12 protein-coding genes are annotated in these 15,722 nt (G+C 62.2%); 9 read left to right on the top strand and 3 right to left on the bottom strand.

Annotation, left to right across the window (positions count from 1 at the left end):
* The first annotated feature begins 144 nt into the window (after positions 1–144).
* From epmA to G9X67_RS28855, 9 genes are all read left to right on the top strand, one after another.
* Positions 145–1,206, top strand: coding sequence for an EF-P lysine aminoacylase EpmA (epmA, locus tag G9X67_RS28895; RefSeq protein WP_171600243.1), 1,062 nt, complete (start codon positions 145–147; stop codon positions 1,204–1,206).
* Positions 1,203–2,255 carry a lysine-2,3-aminomutase-like protein gene (locus G9X67_RS28890; protein WP_171600242.1) on the top strand — a complete coding sequence of 351 codons (1,053 nt, stop codon included), beginning with the start codon at positions 1,203–1,205 and terminating at the stop codon, positions 2,253–2,255. Before epmA ends, G9X67_RS28890 begins: the two co-directional genes overlap by 4 nt.
* A gap of 263 nt (positions 2,256–2,518) precedes the next feature.
* Positions 2,519–2,770, top strand: coding sequence for an acyl carrier protein (locus G9X67_RS28885; protein ID WP_003543737.1), 252 nt, complete (start codon positions 2,519–2,521; stop codon positions 2,768–2,770).
* Complete coding sequence (locus tag G9X67_RS28880; RefSeq protein ID WP_138331885.1) at positions 2,770–3,951, top strand: acyl-CoA dehydrogenase family protein; 1,182 nt, start codon at positions 2,770–2,772, stop codon at positions 3,949–3,951. Before G9X67_RS28885 ends, G9X67_RS28880 begins: the two co-directional genes overlap by 1 nt.
* A gap of 5 nt (positions 3,952–3,956) precedes the next feature.
* Positions 3,957–4,865: an amino acid--[acyl-carrier-protein] ligase gene (locus tag G9X67_RS28875; RefSeq protein WP_138331884.1), complete on the top strand. Its 909-nt coding sequence runs from the start codon at positions 3,957–3,959 to the stop codon at positions 4,863–4,865.
* 8 nt (positions 4,866–4,873) lie between these two features.
* Positions 4,874–5,836: a DUF1839 family protein gene (locus tag G9X67_RS28870; RefSeq protein WP_210259015.1), complete on the top strand. Its 963-nt coding sequence runs from the start codon at positions 4,874–4,876 to the stop codon at positions 5,834–5,836.
* A gap of 16 nt (positions 5,837–5,852) precedes the next feature.
* Positions 5,853–8,333 (top strand): glycoside hydrolase family 2 protein, encoded by a 2,481-nt coding sequence (locus G9X67_RS28865; RefSeq protein WP_171600240.1) that lies wholly within the window; start codon positions 5,853–5,855, stop codon positions 8,331–8,333.
* 45 nt (positions 8,334–8,378) lie between these two features.
* Positions 8,379–9,557, top strand: a complete 1,179-nt coding sequence (locus tag G9X67_RS28860; RefSeq protein ID WP_171600239.1) for a glycosyltransferase family 4 protein — start codon at positions 8,379–8,381, stop codon at positions 9,555–9,557.
* Positions 9,558–9,639: 82 nt separating this feature from the next.
* On the top strand, positions 9,640–12,951 hold the full coding sequence (locus G9X67_RS28855; RefSeq protein WP_171600238.1) for an oligosaccharide flippase family protein: 3,312 nt from the start codon (positions 9,640–9,642) through the stop codon (positions 12,949–12,951).
* A gap of 72 nt (positions 12,952–13,023) precedes the next feature.
* Here G9X67_RS28855 and G9X67_RS28850 read toward each other — a convergent pair whose 3' ends face one another.
* The 3 genes from G9X67_RS28850 to G9X67_RS28840 all read right to left on the bottom strand — a co-directional run bounded on the left by G9X67_RS28850 (position 13,024) and on the right by G9X67_RS28840 (position 15,665).
* Positions 13,024–14,202 carry a glycosyltransferase family 4 protein gene (locus G9X67_RS28850; protein ID WP_171600237.1) on the bottom strand — a complete coding sequence of 393 codons (1,179 nt, stop codon included), beginning with the start codon at positions 14,200–14,202 and terminating at the stop codon, positions 13,024–13,026.
* Between the two features lie 249 nt (positions 14,203–14,451).
* On the bottom strand, positions 14,452–14,688 hold the full coding sequence (locus tag G9X67_RS28845; RefSeq protein ID WP_138331878.1) for an Lrp/AsnC ligand binding domain-containing protein: 237 nt from the start codon (positions 14,686–14,688) through the stop codon (positions 14,452–14,454).
* Between the two features lie 68 nt (positions 14,689–14,756).
* Positions 14,757–15,665 carry a LysR family transcriptional regulator gene (locus G9X67_RS28840; protein WP_138331877.1) on the bottom strand — a complete coding sequence of 303 codons (909 nt, stop codon included), beginning with the start codon at positions 15,663–15,665 and terminating at the stop codon, positions 14,757–14,759.
* Between the last annotated feature and the right edge of the window lie 57 nt (positions 15,666–15,722).

The following is a 15,722-nucleotide window of genomic DNA, read 5'->3' as shown; positions in this document are numbered from 1 at the left end:
TTCCTTGTAACTCGGCTTTCGGCGTCGTAAATGACTGTCGAGACGCCCCCGAAGACGCAAATGTTTTTCTTTGGGGCGCAACTAACCTAAAATCCGGGAAATAGCCACCCCCCATACCGGCCTCTCCGGCGAAGAAAGCTTGGAATGAACTCTTCGGCGAAAGCGTCCCCCTGGTGGACCCCGTCCGTGCATGCCGACCGCCGTCCGCTCCTGATCGGACGTAATGCGATCCAGGCGGCGTTGCGCGGGTTTTTCGCGCGCGAGGATTTCATCGAGGTGGATACGGCCGTGCTGCAGGTCTCTCCCGGCAACGAGGCGCATCTGCATGCCTTCGCCACGGAAGCGCTGACGACGGATGGGCAAAAGGCGCCGTTCTACCTTCATACCTCGCCGGAATTTGCCTGCAAGAAGCTGCTTGCGGCGGGCGAGGAGCGCATCTCGTGTTTTGCCCATGTCTATCGCAATCGCGAGCGCGGGCCGCTGCATCATCCTGAGTTCACCATGCTCGAATGGTATCGGGCCGGCGAAAGCTACGAGAGCCTGATGATGGATTGCGTGCGCATCCTGGCGCTGGCGACTGAGACGGTGAAGACCGGCAAGCTTGCCTATCGCGGCGCCGAGAGCGATCCCTTCGCCGGGCCGGAGCGGACCAGCGTTGCCGAAGCATTCGAGCGTCATGCCGGCATCGATCTTCTCGCCTCCGTCGCCACCGACGGATCGACCGATCGCGACCATCTGGCCGCCGAGATGAAGCGCGTCGGCATGCGTGTTGCCGATGACGACGGCTGGGCCGATCTCTTCAGCCGGGTGCTGGTCGAAAAGATCGAGCCGCATCTCGGTTTCGGCCGCATCACCATTCTCGACGAATATCCGGTCTCGGAGGCAGCCCTTGCCCGTCCCTCGGCGCGCGACTCCAGGGTTGCCGAACGTTTCGAGCTCTATGCCTGCGGCGTCGAGCTTGCGAACGGCTTCGGTGAACTCACCAACGCTGCCGAACAGCGGCGACGGTTCGAGATCGAGATGGCCGAGAAGGCGCGGGTCTACGGCGAGACCTATCCGATTGACGAGGATTTCCTCGCCGCGCTGTCGCTGATGCCTGAGGCAAGCGGTATCGCGCTCGGCTTCGACCGGTTGGTGATGCTGGCGACGGGAGCATCGCGCATCGACCAGGTGCTCTGGGCGCCGGTGGCGGAGTATGGAAGATGAATGTCGTCAAATCGATCAAGAGCGTCGACGATCTTGTGAAGGCGGGGCTGGTCGTGCCTGCCGATCGTGCGAGGCTTGAGGAGGTTGCGGCGCGCTACGCGATTGCGTTGACGCCTGCGATCAGCAAGCTCATCGATCGAGCCGATCCCGATGATCCGATCGCTCGGCAATTCGTGCCCGATGCGGCAGAACTCACGATCGCCCCGGAAGAACGCACCGATCCGATCGGCGATCATGCCCACAGCCCCGTCGAAGGCATCGTTCACCGCTATCCCGATCGTGTCTTGCTCAAGGCCGTGCATGTCTGCCCGGTCTATTGCCGCTTCTGCTTCCGGCGCGAAATGGTCGGGCCGCAAGGCCTCGGCACGCTCGATGCGGCGGCGATGCAGGCCGCTTTCGATTACATCCGCGGTCATGAGGAGATCTGGGAGGTCATCCTCACCGGCGGCGATCCGCTGGTGCTTTCGCCGCGCCGGCTCCGCGAGATCATGGAGGCGCTTGCCGAGATCGCGCATGTGAAGATCGTGCGTTTCCATACGCGTGTTCCGGTCGTCGACCCCGAGAAGATCGATGCGGCGCTGATCGCCGCTCTGAAGGCGAGCGGCAAGACGGTCTATGTCGCGCTGCATGCCAACCACCCCCGGGAACTGACGCCGGAAGCGCGGGCGGCTTGCGGCCGCCTCGTCGATGCCGGCATCGCCATGGTCAGCCAGTCGGTGCTGCTCAAGGGTGTCAACGACGATCCCGACGTGCTGGCGAAGCTGATGAAGGCCTTCGTCGAAATCCGCGTCAAACCCTATTACCTGCATCATCCGGATCTGGCGCCTGGCACCAGCCATTTCAGAGTGACGATCGAGGAGGGGCAGGAGATCGTCGCGGCGCTGCGCGGGCGGATTTCCGGTCTCTGCCAGCCGGCCTACATCCTCGATATCCCCGGCGGTCACGGCAAGGCCGTCGTCAGTGGGAGCGCGATCCGGGCAACAGGCGACGGATGTTATTCCGTCACCGATTATCGCGGCGGCGAGCATTCCTATCCGCCGGCCGATTGAGACAAAACGCGGCGTTTGCGTGTCATTTCTGTACTCTCCACGCCAGAAACCAGAGTGTGTCGCAGTATCGGAATTACCTTAAGTCATTGATTTAAGGTGGTTGTTTACGACGGAGCAGGAGTGATCGTTAAAATCCTAACTGTGAGCCTCAGTCATATTTAACTCAATTAATTAGCGGAATGTTCTGTTTTCCGCACTAAAAGAACGCTCATGACAAGGCGATGAACGCCGGTTCGGGATCATGAGAATCTTGGAGTGATGGGATGAATAAGGCAATCCGCGACCTCGTAGCCAAATTCGGCAAGCTTCCTGGGTCGATCGACCAGGTCGCCGACGACGCCGATCTTTATGCGGCAGGTTTGACGTCCTTTGCTTCTGTGCAGTTGATGCTTGGCCTCGAAGAGGCCTTCGACATCGAATTTCCCGACAATCTCCTGAACCGCAAATCCTTCGCGAGCATCTCGGCCATCGCCAGGACCGTCGATCTGATCCGGGACAGCCGGAAGGTCGCCTGATGAATTTCCCCGTCAAGATCATGCAGGACGGTCTTGTCACAAGGGTAGCCCGTGTCGCCGAAATCGCGGCGAAACACGCGGATACCGTTGATGCCGAGGCCCGCTTCCCCCGGGAAGCCGTCGATGCGATGAAGGCCGAAAGGCTGCTCGGCATCCAGGTGCCGCGCCACTTCGGCGGCGAATCCGCCTCGATCACCGAGATCGCCGAATTGTGCTCGATGCTCGGCCAGGCCTGCGCTGCAAGCGCCATGGTCTTCGCCATGCACCACATCAAGCTGTCGAGCCTCGTTGAACATGGCGCCGACAGCGAATGGCATCGCGGTTTCATGCGCCGCATCGCAGCCGAGCAGTTGCTGATCGCATCCGCCACCACCGAAGGCGGTATCGGCGGAAATCTGCGCAACAGCATCTGCGCGGTCGAGGTCGATGGCGACACGTGCCGCCTCGAAAAGGATGCGACCGTCATTTCCTACGGCTCGCACGCCGACGCCATCCTTATCACCTCGCGCGCCCATGCGCAGGCGGCTTCCTCCGATCAGGTGTTGACGGCCTTCCTCAAGGACCAGTACACGATCGAGAAAACGCATGTCTGGAATACCCTCGGCATGCGCGGCACCTGCTCCGATGGGTTCCTGTTCAAGGGCGAAGCGCCGGCTTGCCAGATCCTGCCGAAGCCTTTCGCTGAGATCGCGGCGCAATCCATGCTCGCCTCTTCGCATCTGCTTTGGAGCGGCGTCTGGTACGGCATCGCCGTCGATGCCGTTGTGCGCGCCCAGGCTTTCGTGCGCGCTGCCGCCCGCAAGGCGCCGGATGCCCAGCCGCCGGGCGCGCTGCGCCTCGCCGAGGTTTCGAACCTGCTGCAGATGGTGAAATCCAACGTGGTTGCCGGCCTCAAGGCCTATGAGGATGCCAAGGCCGATGCCGACAGGCTGTCTTCGATGGGATTTGCGGTGGCGATGAACAATGTCAAAATTGCCTCGTCCGAGACGATCCTGGAGATCGTCAACCATGCCATGCTGATCTGCGGCATCATGGGCTACAAGAACGGCACGCCCTTCAGCCTCGGACGCCATCTGCGCGACGCGCATTCCGCACAGCTCATGATTTCGAATGACCGCATCCTCGGCAACACGTCGAGCATGCTTCTTGTCCATAAGCAGGACACTAGCCTACTGGGGTGACAGTCATGGATATGCAGACCTCGTTTCTGGACCGGCTTTTCGAATCCGGCTTGTTGATCGATACCGGCATCGACGGGCTCTACGGCCGCAGCGGCCAGTTCGAAGACGTGATCGCTGCCTTCGAGCGCCTGATCGACACGTTCGGCGGCGCCGATGGTGCCGAAGCCATGCGTTTTCCGCCCGGCATGAACCGCGCCTTCTTCGAAAAGAGCGGCTACATGAAGAGCTTTCCGCAGCTCGCCGGCACGGTGCACAGCTTCTGCGGCAGCGAGCTCGATCATGTCAGCCTGCTGCAATGCATGGAAGTCGGGGAAGACTGGACCAAGGGACAGGAGGCGACCGACATCGTGCTGACGCCGGCTGCCTGCTATCCGCTCTATCCGACGATCGCCAAGCGCGGCAATCTGCCGGAGACGGGCGGCCTCTTCGACCTGCAATCCTATTGCTTCCGCCATGAGCCGTCGAAAGACCCTGCCCGACAGCAGCTTTTCCGCATGCGTGAATATGTCTGCATGGGCACAGAGCTGCACGTCACCGATTTCCGCCAGCGCTGGATGGATCGCGGCGTCGAGATGATGAAGACCGTCGGCCTCGAGGTGACGATCGACGTTGCCAATGATCCGTTCTTCGGCCGCGCCGGCAAGATGCTCGCCAACAATCAGCGCGACCAGAACCTGAAGTTCGAGCTGCTGATCCCGATCACCTCGGCTGCCAATCCGACCGCCTGCATGAGCTTCAACTACCATCAGGATGCCTTCGGCACGAAATGGGGTCTCAATCTCGAGGACGGCAGTGTCGCGCACACCGCCTGCGTCGGCTTCGGACTGGAGCGCATCGCCCTTGCCCTCTTCCATCATCACGGACTCGATGTGAAGCACTGGCCGGCCAGCGTACGGAAAGCGCTGTGGGGCTGAGCAAATCGATGACATCGGTCTTTTCGGGAATCGACCCGGAAACCTACCGGGCGCATGCGCTGCATACCGGCGAGCGCGCCTGGCCGGAAACCAATTGCTATGTCGATCTCTGGATCGAGGTTCTGGCGACATCAGGCGTTGCGCCCGAGGCGATGCTGGGTTTTACCCTGACGCAGGATTTCGAGGGCGACCAGTTCACCTTCTTCAAGGTGCCGCTTGAGGATCTGGAAGCGCTCTACGGCATTCGTGTGACCGAGCTTGCCATCTACGACCGTGTCGAACGCCATGTCGAGGTTCAGATCGCGCGGGCTCGTCTCTGCCTGATCGAAATGGATTCCTTCTACATGCCGGATACGCGCGGCACGGCCTACCGGCAGGAGCACGGCAAGACGACGGTTGCTATCAACCGCCTGGACGTTGCGGCCAAGCGCGTCGATTATTTCCACAATGCCGGTTATTTCCGTCTCGAAGGCGAGGATTTCGACGGTTTGTTCCAGCTGCATCTGACGGAAAACGACCCGCCATTCCTGCCCTACACGGAATTTGCGCGTTTCCCGGAAAGGCCGGCAGATGAGGCGCATCTGCGCGCGAGCGCACGGCGGCTTGCCGGTTTTCATTTTGCCCGGCGTCCCCGCGAAAACCCGATCCGCGCCTTTGCAAGCGTCTTTCCGCAACAGGTCGAATCGCTGGCGGAACGGCCGTTCGGCTTCTTCCACAAATACGCCTTCAACACGCTTCGCCAGGTGGGCGCCAATTTCGAGCTGGCGGCCGATTACCTCGCCTGGCTTTCCCCTGGTGAATTCGCCGCTGCCGCCGAGCATGCCAGGCGTATTTCGGACGTGGCGAAATCGGTGCAGTTCCAGCTTGCCCGCGCCGTCACCCGCAGGAAGTTCGAGCCGTTGCAGGCAGCACTTGATCCGGCCGCCGATGCATGGGATTCCATGATGGCGTCGCTTGCGGGGCGAATCTGAGGCCGGAGATCTGACCATGCGGGGGCGTTTGGCGAGCATCGGTGCCGAGGAAAGTCTACTTTCCGAAGGCTGGAACCTGATCCTGACGGAGCCGGGCGCCTGCGCCGTGCCGCACGACATCCCGCTCTCCGCACAGTTCATTCCAGCACCCGTTCCCGGCACCGTCGCCGCCGCGCTCGAAAAAGCCGGGCTCTTCGACCGTGAAAATCCCGAGCCGCTGAACACGCGGGATGCCTGGTATCTCTGCCGGCTTTTCGATGCCGAACCCGGCGACGCGATCCTGCGTTTCGCAGGGCTGGCGACGCTCTGCCACGTCTTCCTGAACGGCCAGGAAATCCTGTTTTCCGAGAGCATGTTCACGGCGCACGAGATTCCGGTGACGCTTTCGGGCGGCGACGAACTGGCGCTGTGCTTCCGGGCGCTTAGCCCCCGCCTGTCGGAGCCGGGCCCGCGCGCGCGCTGGCGGCCGCAGATGATTACGCCGGCGGGCTTGAAGAATTTCCGCACGACGCTGCTCGGCCACATGCCGGGCTGGTGCCCCGATATCCATGCCGTCGGGCCATGGCGGCCGATTTCGATGGTGCGGCGTCATCCCGTCTCGATCGACAATGTCTCGATCCGCGCCGTATTGGAGGAGAGTGGTGTCGGCCGCCTCAGCGTTTCCCTGCATAGCAATGCCGAGGATCCGGCAATGCTGCTGCGCTGCGGCGGGATGGAGCAGCCCTTCGAGAAGGTCGGCGACAGTCATTACTCGGCTATCCTCAAGCTTTCCGACATCGAGGCCTGGTGGCCGCATACGCATGGCGCTCCGCGTCTCTACGCGCTGACGCTGGTTTCCGACGGCGTGGAATATCCGCTCGGCAGGACCGGCTTTCGGCGTATCGACGTCGACCGTGGTGCCGATGGCGACGACTTCGCGCTCCTCGTCAACGGCGAACGCATCTTCTGCCGCGGCGCGGTGTGGACGACGGCCGATATCGCGCGATTGCCGGGCGGGCGGGCGGATTATGAGCCGTTCCTGCGGCTTGCCGCTGCAGCCGGCATGAACATGATCCGCATCGGCGGCACCATGGCCTACGAAACGCCTGATTTCTTCGCGCTCTGCGACGAACTCGGTCTGCTCGTCTGGCAGGATTTCATGTTCGCCAATTTTGATTATCCGCGCAACGACAAGGCTTTTCTTGGCCACGTGCATGCGGAGGTCGAGGAATTCCTCCACGGCGTGCAGGCGTCGCCTTCGCTGGCCGTGCTCTGCGGCGGCAGCGAAGTCCACCAGCAGGCGGCAATGCTCGGCCTGCCGGCGGAATTCTGGAGCGGGCCGGTCACCGATGAAATCATCCCGGCGGTCGTCGCCCGCATGCGCCCCGACGTGCCCTATGTGCCGAACTCGCCATATGGCGGAGCGATGCCCTTTTCGCCCAATGCCGGTATCGCGCATTATTACGGCGTCGGTGCCTATATGCGACCGATTGCCGATGCGCGCCGCGCTGATGTGCGTTTTGCCTCGGAAAGCCTCGCCTTCGCGCATGTGCCGCAGCAAAGGACGCTGCAGCGTCATCTCGATGTGCCCGCCGTCCACAGCCCGCTATGGAAGGCTCGCGTGCCCCGCGACCGCAGTGCATCGTGGGATTTCGAGGATGTTCGCGACTTCTACCTGCAGCTTCTCTACGGTTTCGATCCGGCTGAGCTGCGCCGCGAAGATCCGGAACGCTATCTCGATCTCTCCCGCGCCGTTACCGGCGAGGTGATCGAGGAGACTTTTGCCGAATGGCGGCGCAAGGGCTCCGCCTGCAATGGCGCGCTCGTCTGGACGCTGCAGGATCTGCTGCCCGGCCCCGGCTGGGGAGTGATCGACTCCACCGGAGAGCCGAAGCCGGTCTGGTATGCGATGCGCCGTGCATTCCGGCCGGTGCAAGTGGTCTTCACCGACGAGGGAACGAACGGTCTCGACGTGCATGTCGTCAACGAGACGGATGAAGCACTCGATGTCGAGCTCGAGGTCGTCTGTCTGCGCGGTGGAAAACAGCAGGTCGTCAGCGGCAGCAGGGCCTTCAAGCTGGCGGCAAGAGATACGGAGCGCCTTGCCTGCACCGCGCTGTTCGGCGCCTTCTTCGACACGACCTATGCCTTCCGTTTCGGGCCGCCGGCGCATGATGCCAGTGTGGCGCGCCTGCGCTCGCTGGCGGACGGCGCCATTCTCGCCGAGAGCTTCCACTTCCCGTGCGGACGGGGGAAGGCGCTGCATGATGCAGGTATCGAAGCATCATTCACCAGAGACGGCGACGACTGGTTCGTTGACCTCAGGGCCGACCGGCTGGCGCAATCTGTGCATATCGACGTCGAAGGCTATCGGGCCGACGACGACTGGTTCCACCTTGCCCCCGGCGCGATGCGGCGCGTGAAGCTCCACGCGCTGTCCGGCGTGGAAAGCGACATTCCGCCTGCGGGCGAGATCAGAAGTCTAGGCAGTTCGCATCGCGTCGCAATCGAGGGCTGACGCCGCTGCGAAGGATGATGCCGATCCATTGGGAAAGACCGTGATTTGAGAACGATATACCGCTTTCTGCGCGCCCATGTTCTGCAGCGGCTGATCCCGCGGTCGCGTCTTGCTTTCAATCCGCGCAGGCCGGTGGAAATCGTCGGCTATCTCTCGATGGCGGTCGGCGTCGGCGAATCGGCAAGGCTCTGCGCCGGCGCATTGTCGGAGGCGGGGCGGGCGATTTCGCTCTCCGACGTCAGCACGCATCCTGACGAGAATTCCTTCGCCGGATGGATGCCGTCGCATCTCTCCACCGAACCCGCGGGAAGCCGGATCTGGCATCTCAATCCGCCGATGCTGCCGCGCGCCATCCTGAAGAAGGGCGTGGCGAATTTCACCCGCGCCTTCAACATCGGCTATTTCGCCTGGGAGCTCGAAGTCGTGCCGGCCGAGTGGCGCAATGCGATGCATTACATGAATGCCGTCTTCGTGCCGTCGGAATTCACCAGGCGGGCGATTGCGCCCCTCACTGCGGCACCGGTCATCGTCGTTCCGCATCCCGTCACCGAGAAGCCTGCGACGGAAGGCATGCGTCAGAGATTCGGCATCAAGGAAGACGCCTTTCTCGTCAGCTTCATCTTCAGCGCCGGCTCCTCGATCAACCGGAAGAATCCGCAAGCCGTCATCGAGGCCTTCCGGATATTTGCCGCCGAATGCCCCAGCGCCTTCCTGTTGATGAAGGCCAGCGGCGATATCAACAAGGATGAGGGCCTGCGCGAACTGGTCGCCTCGGTCGCGGGCAATACCCGGATCAGGATCGTTACCGACAGGATGTCGGATTCCGATATCAATGGCCTCATCCGCTGCTCAGATGCCTATCTTTCACTGCATCGTTCCGAGGGTTTCGGGCTGACGGTGGCCGAGGCGATCATGCAGCGTACACCCGTCATTTCCACGGCCTGGTCGGGCACGGTGGATTTCTGCGATCCCGACAATAGCTGGCTGGTTGCCTCTCCCCTCATTCCGGTGGTCGATACCCATCCCGAATTTGCCGGGCTCGAAGGCGCGGTCTGGGCCGATCCCTCACCCGAGGCGGCGGCGGCGCACCTGCAAGATATCTTCCGCACACCCGAGCGTGCACGAGAGAAGGCCGAGAAGGCGCGGGAGTTCCTGCTACGTTACCTCGCGGAAAACAGCTACGAGAAGGCGCTTCAGACGCTGGCGGCGATGCAGGCCAGCTAAGGTGCCACTCCGCTTTATTTTAACATTTTCGCATTAGAGATGGCGGGTATGCGGCGGTAGGCCGATCCTGACGGATGGACAGATGTCGAAGGGTATTATCGCAAACTCGGTGATGAACGCGGCGGCAGGCATGCTGCTGCTTCTGACGGGCTTTGTGTCATCGATCATAACCGCGCGGCTGCTCGGGCCGGAAGCCAACGGCATCGTCGCCTTCTCGCTCTGGCTGGTGGTGACCGGCGCCTCGATCGCCGAGCTCGGCTCCAGCATCACGCTGCTGAAGACGTTGCCGCAACTTTCGGCGGAAGGCTTCGACGCGCGCCGCCGGCGGGGTTTTGCCGCCATCCTCGTCAGCTTCATGATGTTCTCGACCGTCGTGCTGCTGGCGCTCTACGCGCTGTTCTTCCTCACCTCCGAAAAGATGCACTGGGCCGACACCGCGCCATCCGTCGCTCTGGTCACGGGCGTGCTGTTCTTTATCCAGGCGATCGGATCCTTCGTCAAATTCTACCTGATCGGCGAAAAGAAGCTCGGCGCTTTCTTTAAGCTGACGGTCGCCGTCTCGATCGTGCAGCTTGCCGGCGTTGCCGTCGGCGCCGTTTTCTACGGCGTCGAGGGCGTTCTCGTCGGTTATGCGCTCGGCCAGCTCGTGCTGTTTTTCGCCACGCTGCCGATCCTTCTGGCGCGGCGCGACTGGTGCGGGGTCTCGCTGAAATATCTCGCCTCCTCTTCCGTCATCCTGTCGATCCAGTTCATCATCGATTCCATTTTCCTCAACCGCCTCGAGCTTCTCTTCCTGCAGCAGTTCTGGTCGGTGGAGATGGTCGGCTATTATGCCGTCGGCCTGTCGATCGCCAATATCGCACTGCAACTGCCGATCCAGATGACCGGCAGCCTGCTGCCCTATTATTCCGAGCGGCGGCACAGCAGCGACGATTCGACATTGCCGGTCGAGGTCTTTACCGCCGTTACCCGCAGCATGGCCTATATCGTGCTGCCGATGAGCCTGGGGCTCGCCGCGATCTCTAGCGAACTGGTGCTCGTGGTGTTCGGCGAAGCATTCCGCCGCAGCGGGACGGTAGTGGCGCTGCTTGCGCTCGTTGCTCCCGCCTATACCTTCATGCAGATCCTCAGCCTCTATTTGCTGTCGATGGACAGGGCCCGCTCCCGCCTGAACATCAGTGTGATAGGTGGCCTACTGATGGTAGCGGGTTGTTTACTGATCGTACCTAGGCTTGCCGCCGAGGGTGCCGCACTCGTGCGCATCCTCGTATTCGTTGCGATGTCGGTGATGATGATCAGACAGACAGGATTCGGATCCCAGCTTTCGGGTCTCTACGCAAGCCTGACGAAGGTGACGCTCGCCTCCGTGCTGTGTGCTTGCGGAGCGACTTCCGTGCTGGAATTCGTCCAGGGTCCGGCCGGATTGGTCGGCGCCATCATCGCCGGCGCATTCGCCTATTTTGCAGCACTCCGGGTGCTGCGCGCCGTGCCGGGCGAGGATGTCGAAGTCATGCGCTCCATTCTCGAGAAGATGCCGTCCCTGCTGCGGCGACCGGTTGGCTACGCGATCAATTTCATCGCGCCGCGGCTTCCCGGCGATCCCGATCGTGCGAAGGTCGCGCCCGGTGAATTCTCGCTCGAACCGGCCGAGGGGGCGGGACGCAGCGCCGCCCTGCCTGTGGTCTTCGACGGCACGATCGGGCTGTTCATGCCTGAAAATCCTCTCGCCAAGAAACGTTCGGCCGCGGTGCTCTTCGTCAGTCCCTGGGGTTTCGAGGAGATGTGCAGCCGTAAATTCTTCCGCGTCGCGGCCGAGCATTTCTCGGATATCGGCGTGCCGAGCCTGCGCTTCGACTATCGCGGCACCGGCGATGCGCTCGATTTCGGCGCACTGCCGGCGAGGCTGGAAACCTGGGAAGATTCGATCCGTGCGGCCGCCGATAAGCTCAAGTCGCTGAGCGGCTGCGACCGCATCATCCTCATCGCCCAGGGCCTCGGTGCGACGCTTGCCCACCGCGTCGGCTCCTCGATCGAAGGCGTCGATAGCCTCGTCATGCTGGCGCCGGTGCTGAGCGGCCGGGCCTATCTGCGCGAACTCAACATGTGGTCCAAGATCATCGATGCCGATCTTGGCCTCGGCAAGGAGCATGTCCAGATCGCCAAGGTGCAGATCGCCGGGCTCGTCATGCCCGAAGAGATCGCCGCCGAGCTCGGCAAGCTCAACATTGCCTCGCCGCAGGGGCTCGCAACCTCCCGCTATCTGATCCTCGAACGTCCTGCCAAAGCCGAGGATACCGGCTTTGCCGATGCGCTGAAGGCGCTTGGCGCCGATGTCGAGCAGAAGGCCTTCGACGGCTATGACGAGCTCGCTACCAACCCGCTGTTTGCCAAGACGCCGATGGCTGTCGTGGCGCTGCTGACGACGTGGCTGGAGGCAACGACGACAGAGACATCCGCCGCCCATTCACCGGCGGCGATCGACAACCCGCCGCTTGCCGGCGATGGGTTTGCCGAAGCTCCGGTGCGTTTCGGAAGCCATAATCATCTGGTCGGCGTCGTCAGCCGGCCGCTCGGCGAGATCAAGGGCAATGCCGTGCTCTTCTTGTCGACGGCCTATGATCGGCATGCCGGCTGGGGACGGACGACGGTTGATATGGCGCGCGAGCTTGCCCGCCAAGGCGTCGTTTCGCTGCGCTTCGATTCCGCCAATGTCGGCGACAGCCCGCCGCGGCCGGATGCGCCGGAACAGGTGCTTTATTCGGATACGCAGACCGGAGATGCAGTCGCCGCGCTCGATCTGCTCGAAGGTGTCGTCGCCGGCCCCGTCATGGTCGCCGGCCGATGCAGCGGCGGCTATGTCGCCTTCCGCGCCGGCGTCGCCGATGAGCGCTTGAAGGCTGTCGTGTCGATCAATCCCTTCGTCTATTACTGGGATCCTGACATGCCGGTGCGCCGGGAGCATGTCGTCTCCGTTCCCCGTAGCCTCGATGATTACAGCCAGCGCCTGGCGCGGCTCGACACGCTGAAGCGGCTGCTGCGCGGCCAGGTGGATGTCGTTGCGGCGCTGCAGAATATCGTCATCGCCGCCGGCCGCCGGTTGTCGCCGTGGATCGCGCCGTTGCTCGAGCTGCTCCCCGACCGGCGCCATATCGCTCGCGAGGTCCGGCACTCCTTCGCGCTGTTCGGCAAACGCAAGGTGCCGCTGACGCTGATCTACAGCGAGGGTGATGTCGGGCTCGACCATGTCTATTTCCACTTCGGGCCGCGCGGCGCCAGGCTTTCGCGCTATCCGAACGTGCGCCTGCTGATGCTACCGGATGCCGACCACAATCTGACGCCGCCGCAATCGCGCAAATTCGTGCTCGACGAGATCATCCGTCTGGCGAGAGCGTGACTGGGGATTTTACAGCTCACGCGTCTTTTCACACGCGCAAGGCTGTAGCGCTTATGCGGTAGGAAGACAGGATCAGATGTTTTCTGCGGCGCTGACATCAAGCGATCTGTAGAGATCAATATAATGTCCGGCGACGATATCCCAGGAATAGCCGCGGGCGGCGTCGAGAAGCTCGGCGCGAACGGCGTCCGGTTGGCGCGAAAGGTGTTCATATGCCGTTTCGATCGCCGTGGCGGCGCTCTCAGGATTGGTGAAATCGGCAAGCATGAGAACAGGATGCCGGGCGGCAAGCGTAACAAAGGCATCGTTGGCGTTCAGCACCGGCAGGAGGCCGGCGCTCATCGCCTCCAGCGCCACCAGGCCGAAACCTTCATATTCCGAGGCGGAGGCGAAAATCGAGGCTTCTGCGATGATGCGCCGGATGGTGTCGTTGTCGGGCGACACATGCAGGGTGACGCGGCCGGAAAGATGGCGGCTTTCGATTGCGCCTTCGACATCGGCCCGGTCCAGGTCGGATTCGGCGCCGACGATGTCGAGATGCCATTCCGGGTCGCGGGTCTTCAGCGCGGCCATTGCATCGAGCAGATGGTCGATGCGTTTGTTCACCGAGAACCGGCCGATCGTGACGATGCGGCGCTTTGCCCGGCGCAAAGCGGTGTCGGCGAATTTGCCGATATCGGCGCCGTTTTCGATCAGCAGGCTGTCGGGCACGATCTCGGAAAACTGCTTGAGGTCGGAGGCGCTGCAGCAGACGACGCGGCGGTAGGCCATCGCCGAAGCACGGGTCAATGTCCGGAACCAGATCTTCTTGATCGTCGCGTATTTCCGCGTGTGGAAGAAGCCGCCATGGGTGGTGACGATCATCGGTTTGCCGTGCAGCAGCCGGCCCCAGGCGAGCGCGTCGAAGAAGAAGTCGATGGCATGGACATGGACGAGATCGGCATCGGCGAGATGACGAAAAACCTGCGGTGCCAGCGGATAACGGCTGGTGCCGGACCAGGGAATGCGCACCACCTCGATGCCGTCGATATCTTCGCGAAGCGGCAGCTTGTCTTTAGGCGCGGTGAAGAGCGAATCCAGGGTGACGACGCGCACGCGGTAACCACGGCGCACGGTCTGGCGGGCGAGATTGGCGACCACATCTTCCAGGCCGCCGCGATTGGGCAGGAACTGGCGCACGACATGGACGATCAGCGGAGCCGTTTCCAACTGCGGCATCGCGCGCGCCCTCTCTGCCTCGACGATCGACATTTTTCACCTATCGCTGCACGTACCGGCCCGCGCTGATGCGGGCCTGTGATAACAACGACCAGATATGCCCGGCGTTAAGGCGCGGTTTAGGTGACCGCTTGCGAGGGCCAATCTTCGCGAAAAAGGTTAACCGGGTCTGACGGGAATTCAGAGCGTTTCCGTTTTTCTCGAATCACGGAAACGCTCCATCTCTTTTGTTTTCACGCAATTCCGGACGCAAAACCGCTGCACACTTTTGCTGGAATTGCTCTAGAATGCCTTGAAGGTCAGCGTCGTCAGCGAGCGGACGATGCCGGGTATATTGGCGATGTTGTCGTTGATGAATTTGCCGATATCCTGGCCTTCCTCGATATAGACCTTCAGCAGCAGATCGTATTCGCCGCTGGTCGAATAGAGCTCCGAGACCAGTTCGGTCTGGTAGATGGCGTCGGCGACATCATAGGTCTTGCCGGGTGCGCATTGGAGCTGGACGAAGATCGGCTTCATGGAGATTTCCTGCAAAGTTGTTTGGTAGGCATAATGGTCGAAAGCGCCCTGCCGATGCAAGCCGTTCGTCACGCAGTCGGATTGGCGGTCGCTTCGGCGACGATCCAGTCGCGAAAGGCGGCAAGTGGCGCATAATCGGCGCGCTCGGGCGGAAAGGCGAGATAATAGCGCTCGCGACTTTCCATTTCACGGTCGACAGCGGCGACGAGATCGCCGCGCCCGATCTCCTCCTGCATCAGGAATGTCGGCAGCAGGGCGACGCCGAGGCCGGCGATTGCGGCCTGCGCGGCGGTGGCGAACTGGTCGAAGAGCATGCCGTGCACGTTTTCGAAGGAAACGCCATTGCCGGCGAACCATTGCTCCCAGGCGTCAGGACGTGTCGTCAGATGCAGAAGCGGAACGGCGAGCAGATCCTCCGGTCCTGAGATCGCATATTGCTTCAGAAAATCCGGACTGCAGGCCGGCACCGTGCGCTCCGACATCAGAAGCGCGAGTTCGGCGCCCGGCCAGTGCGGATGGCCGAAATGGATGGCGGCGTCGATCGAATCGAGGCGGAAATCAAAGGGCGAAAGTCGGGTCACCAGATTGATGGTCACGCCGGCATTGGCGGCGAGAAAGCGTCCCAGGCGCGGCGCCAGCCAACGCGTGCCGAAAGTCGGCAGGATGGCGAGATTAAGCGTGCCGCCATGCGGATTGGCGCGCAGATTCAGCGAGGCGCTCGATATCCGCCGCAGCGCCTCGCGAATCTCGCGGGCATATCCGTCGCCGGCAAGCGTCAGCCGCATGGTCTGGCGTTCGCGCCGGAAGAGCTCGACGCCAAGCTGCTCTTCCAGCGCGCTGACCTGGCGGCTGACGGCGCTCTGCGTCAGATCGAGTTCGCGCGCCGCTGCCGTCACGCTGCCGGTACGGGCAACCGCTTCGAAGGCGGCGAGATGCGAAATCGATGGCAGAAAACGTCTGGACGTCAGCATGGTCATTCCGTTTCAGAATGGGCTATTTCCGAAATAGCGATATTTGAGGCTTTGTCGCGCGTG

Source organism: Rhizobium sp. WYCCWR 11152 (genome assembly GCF_013087615.1).
Lineage (GTDB): Bacteria > Pseudomonadota > Alphaproteobacteria > Rhizobiales > Rhizobiaceae > Rhizobium > Rhizobium indicum.
The sequence above is the reverse complement of the archived record's forward strand: the minus strand, read 5'-3'. Positions and strand labels throughout refer to the sequence as shown.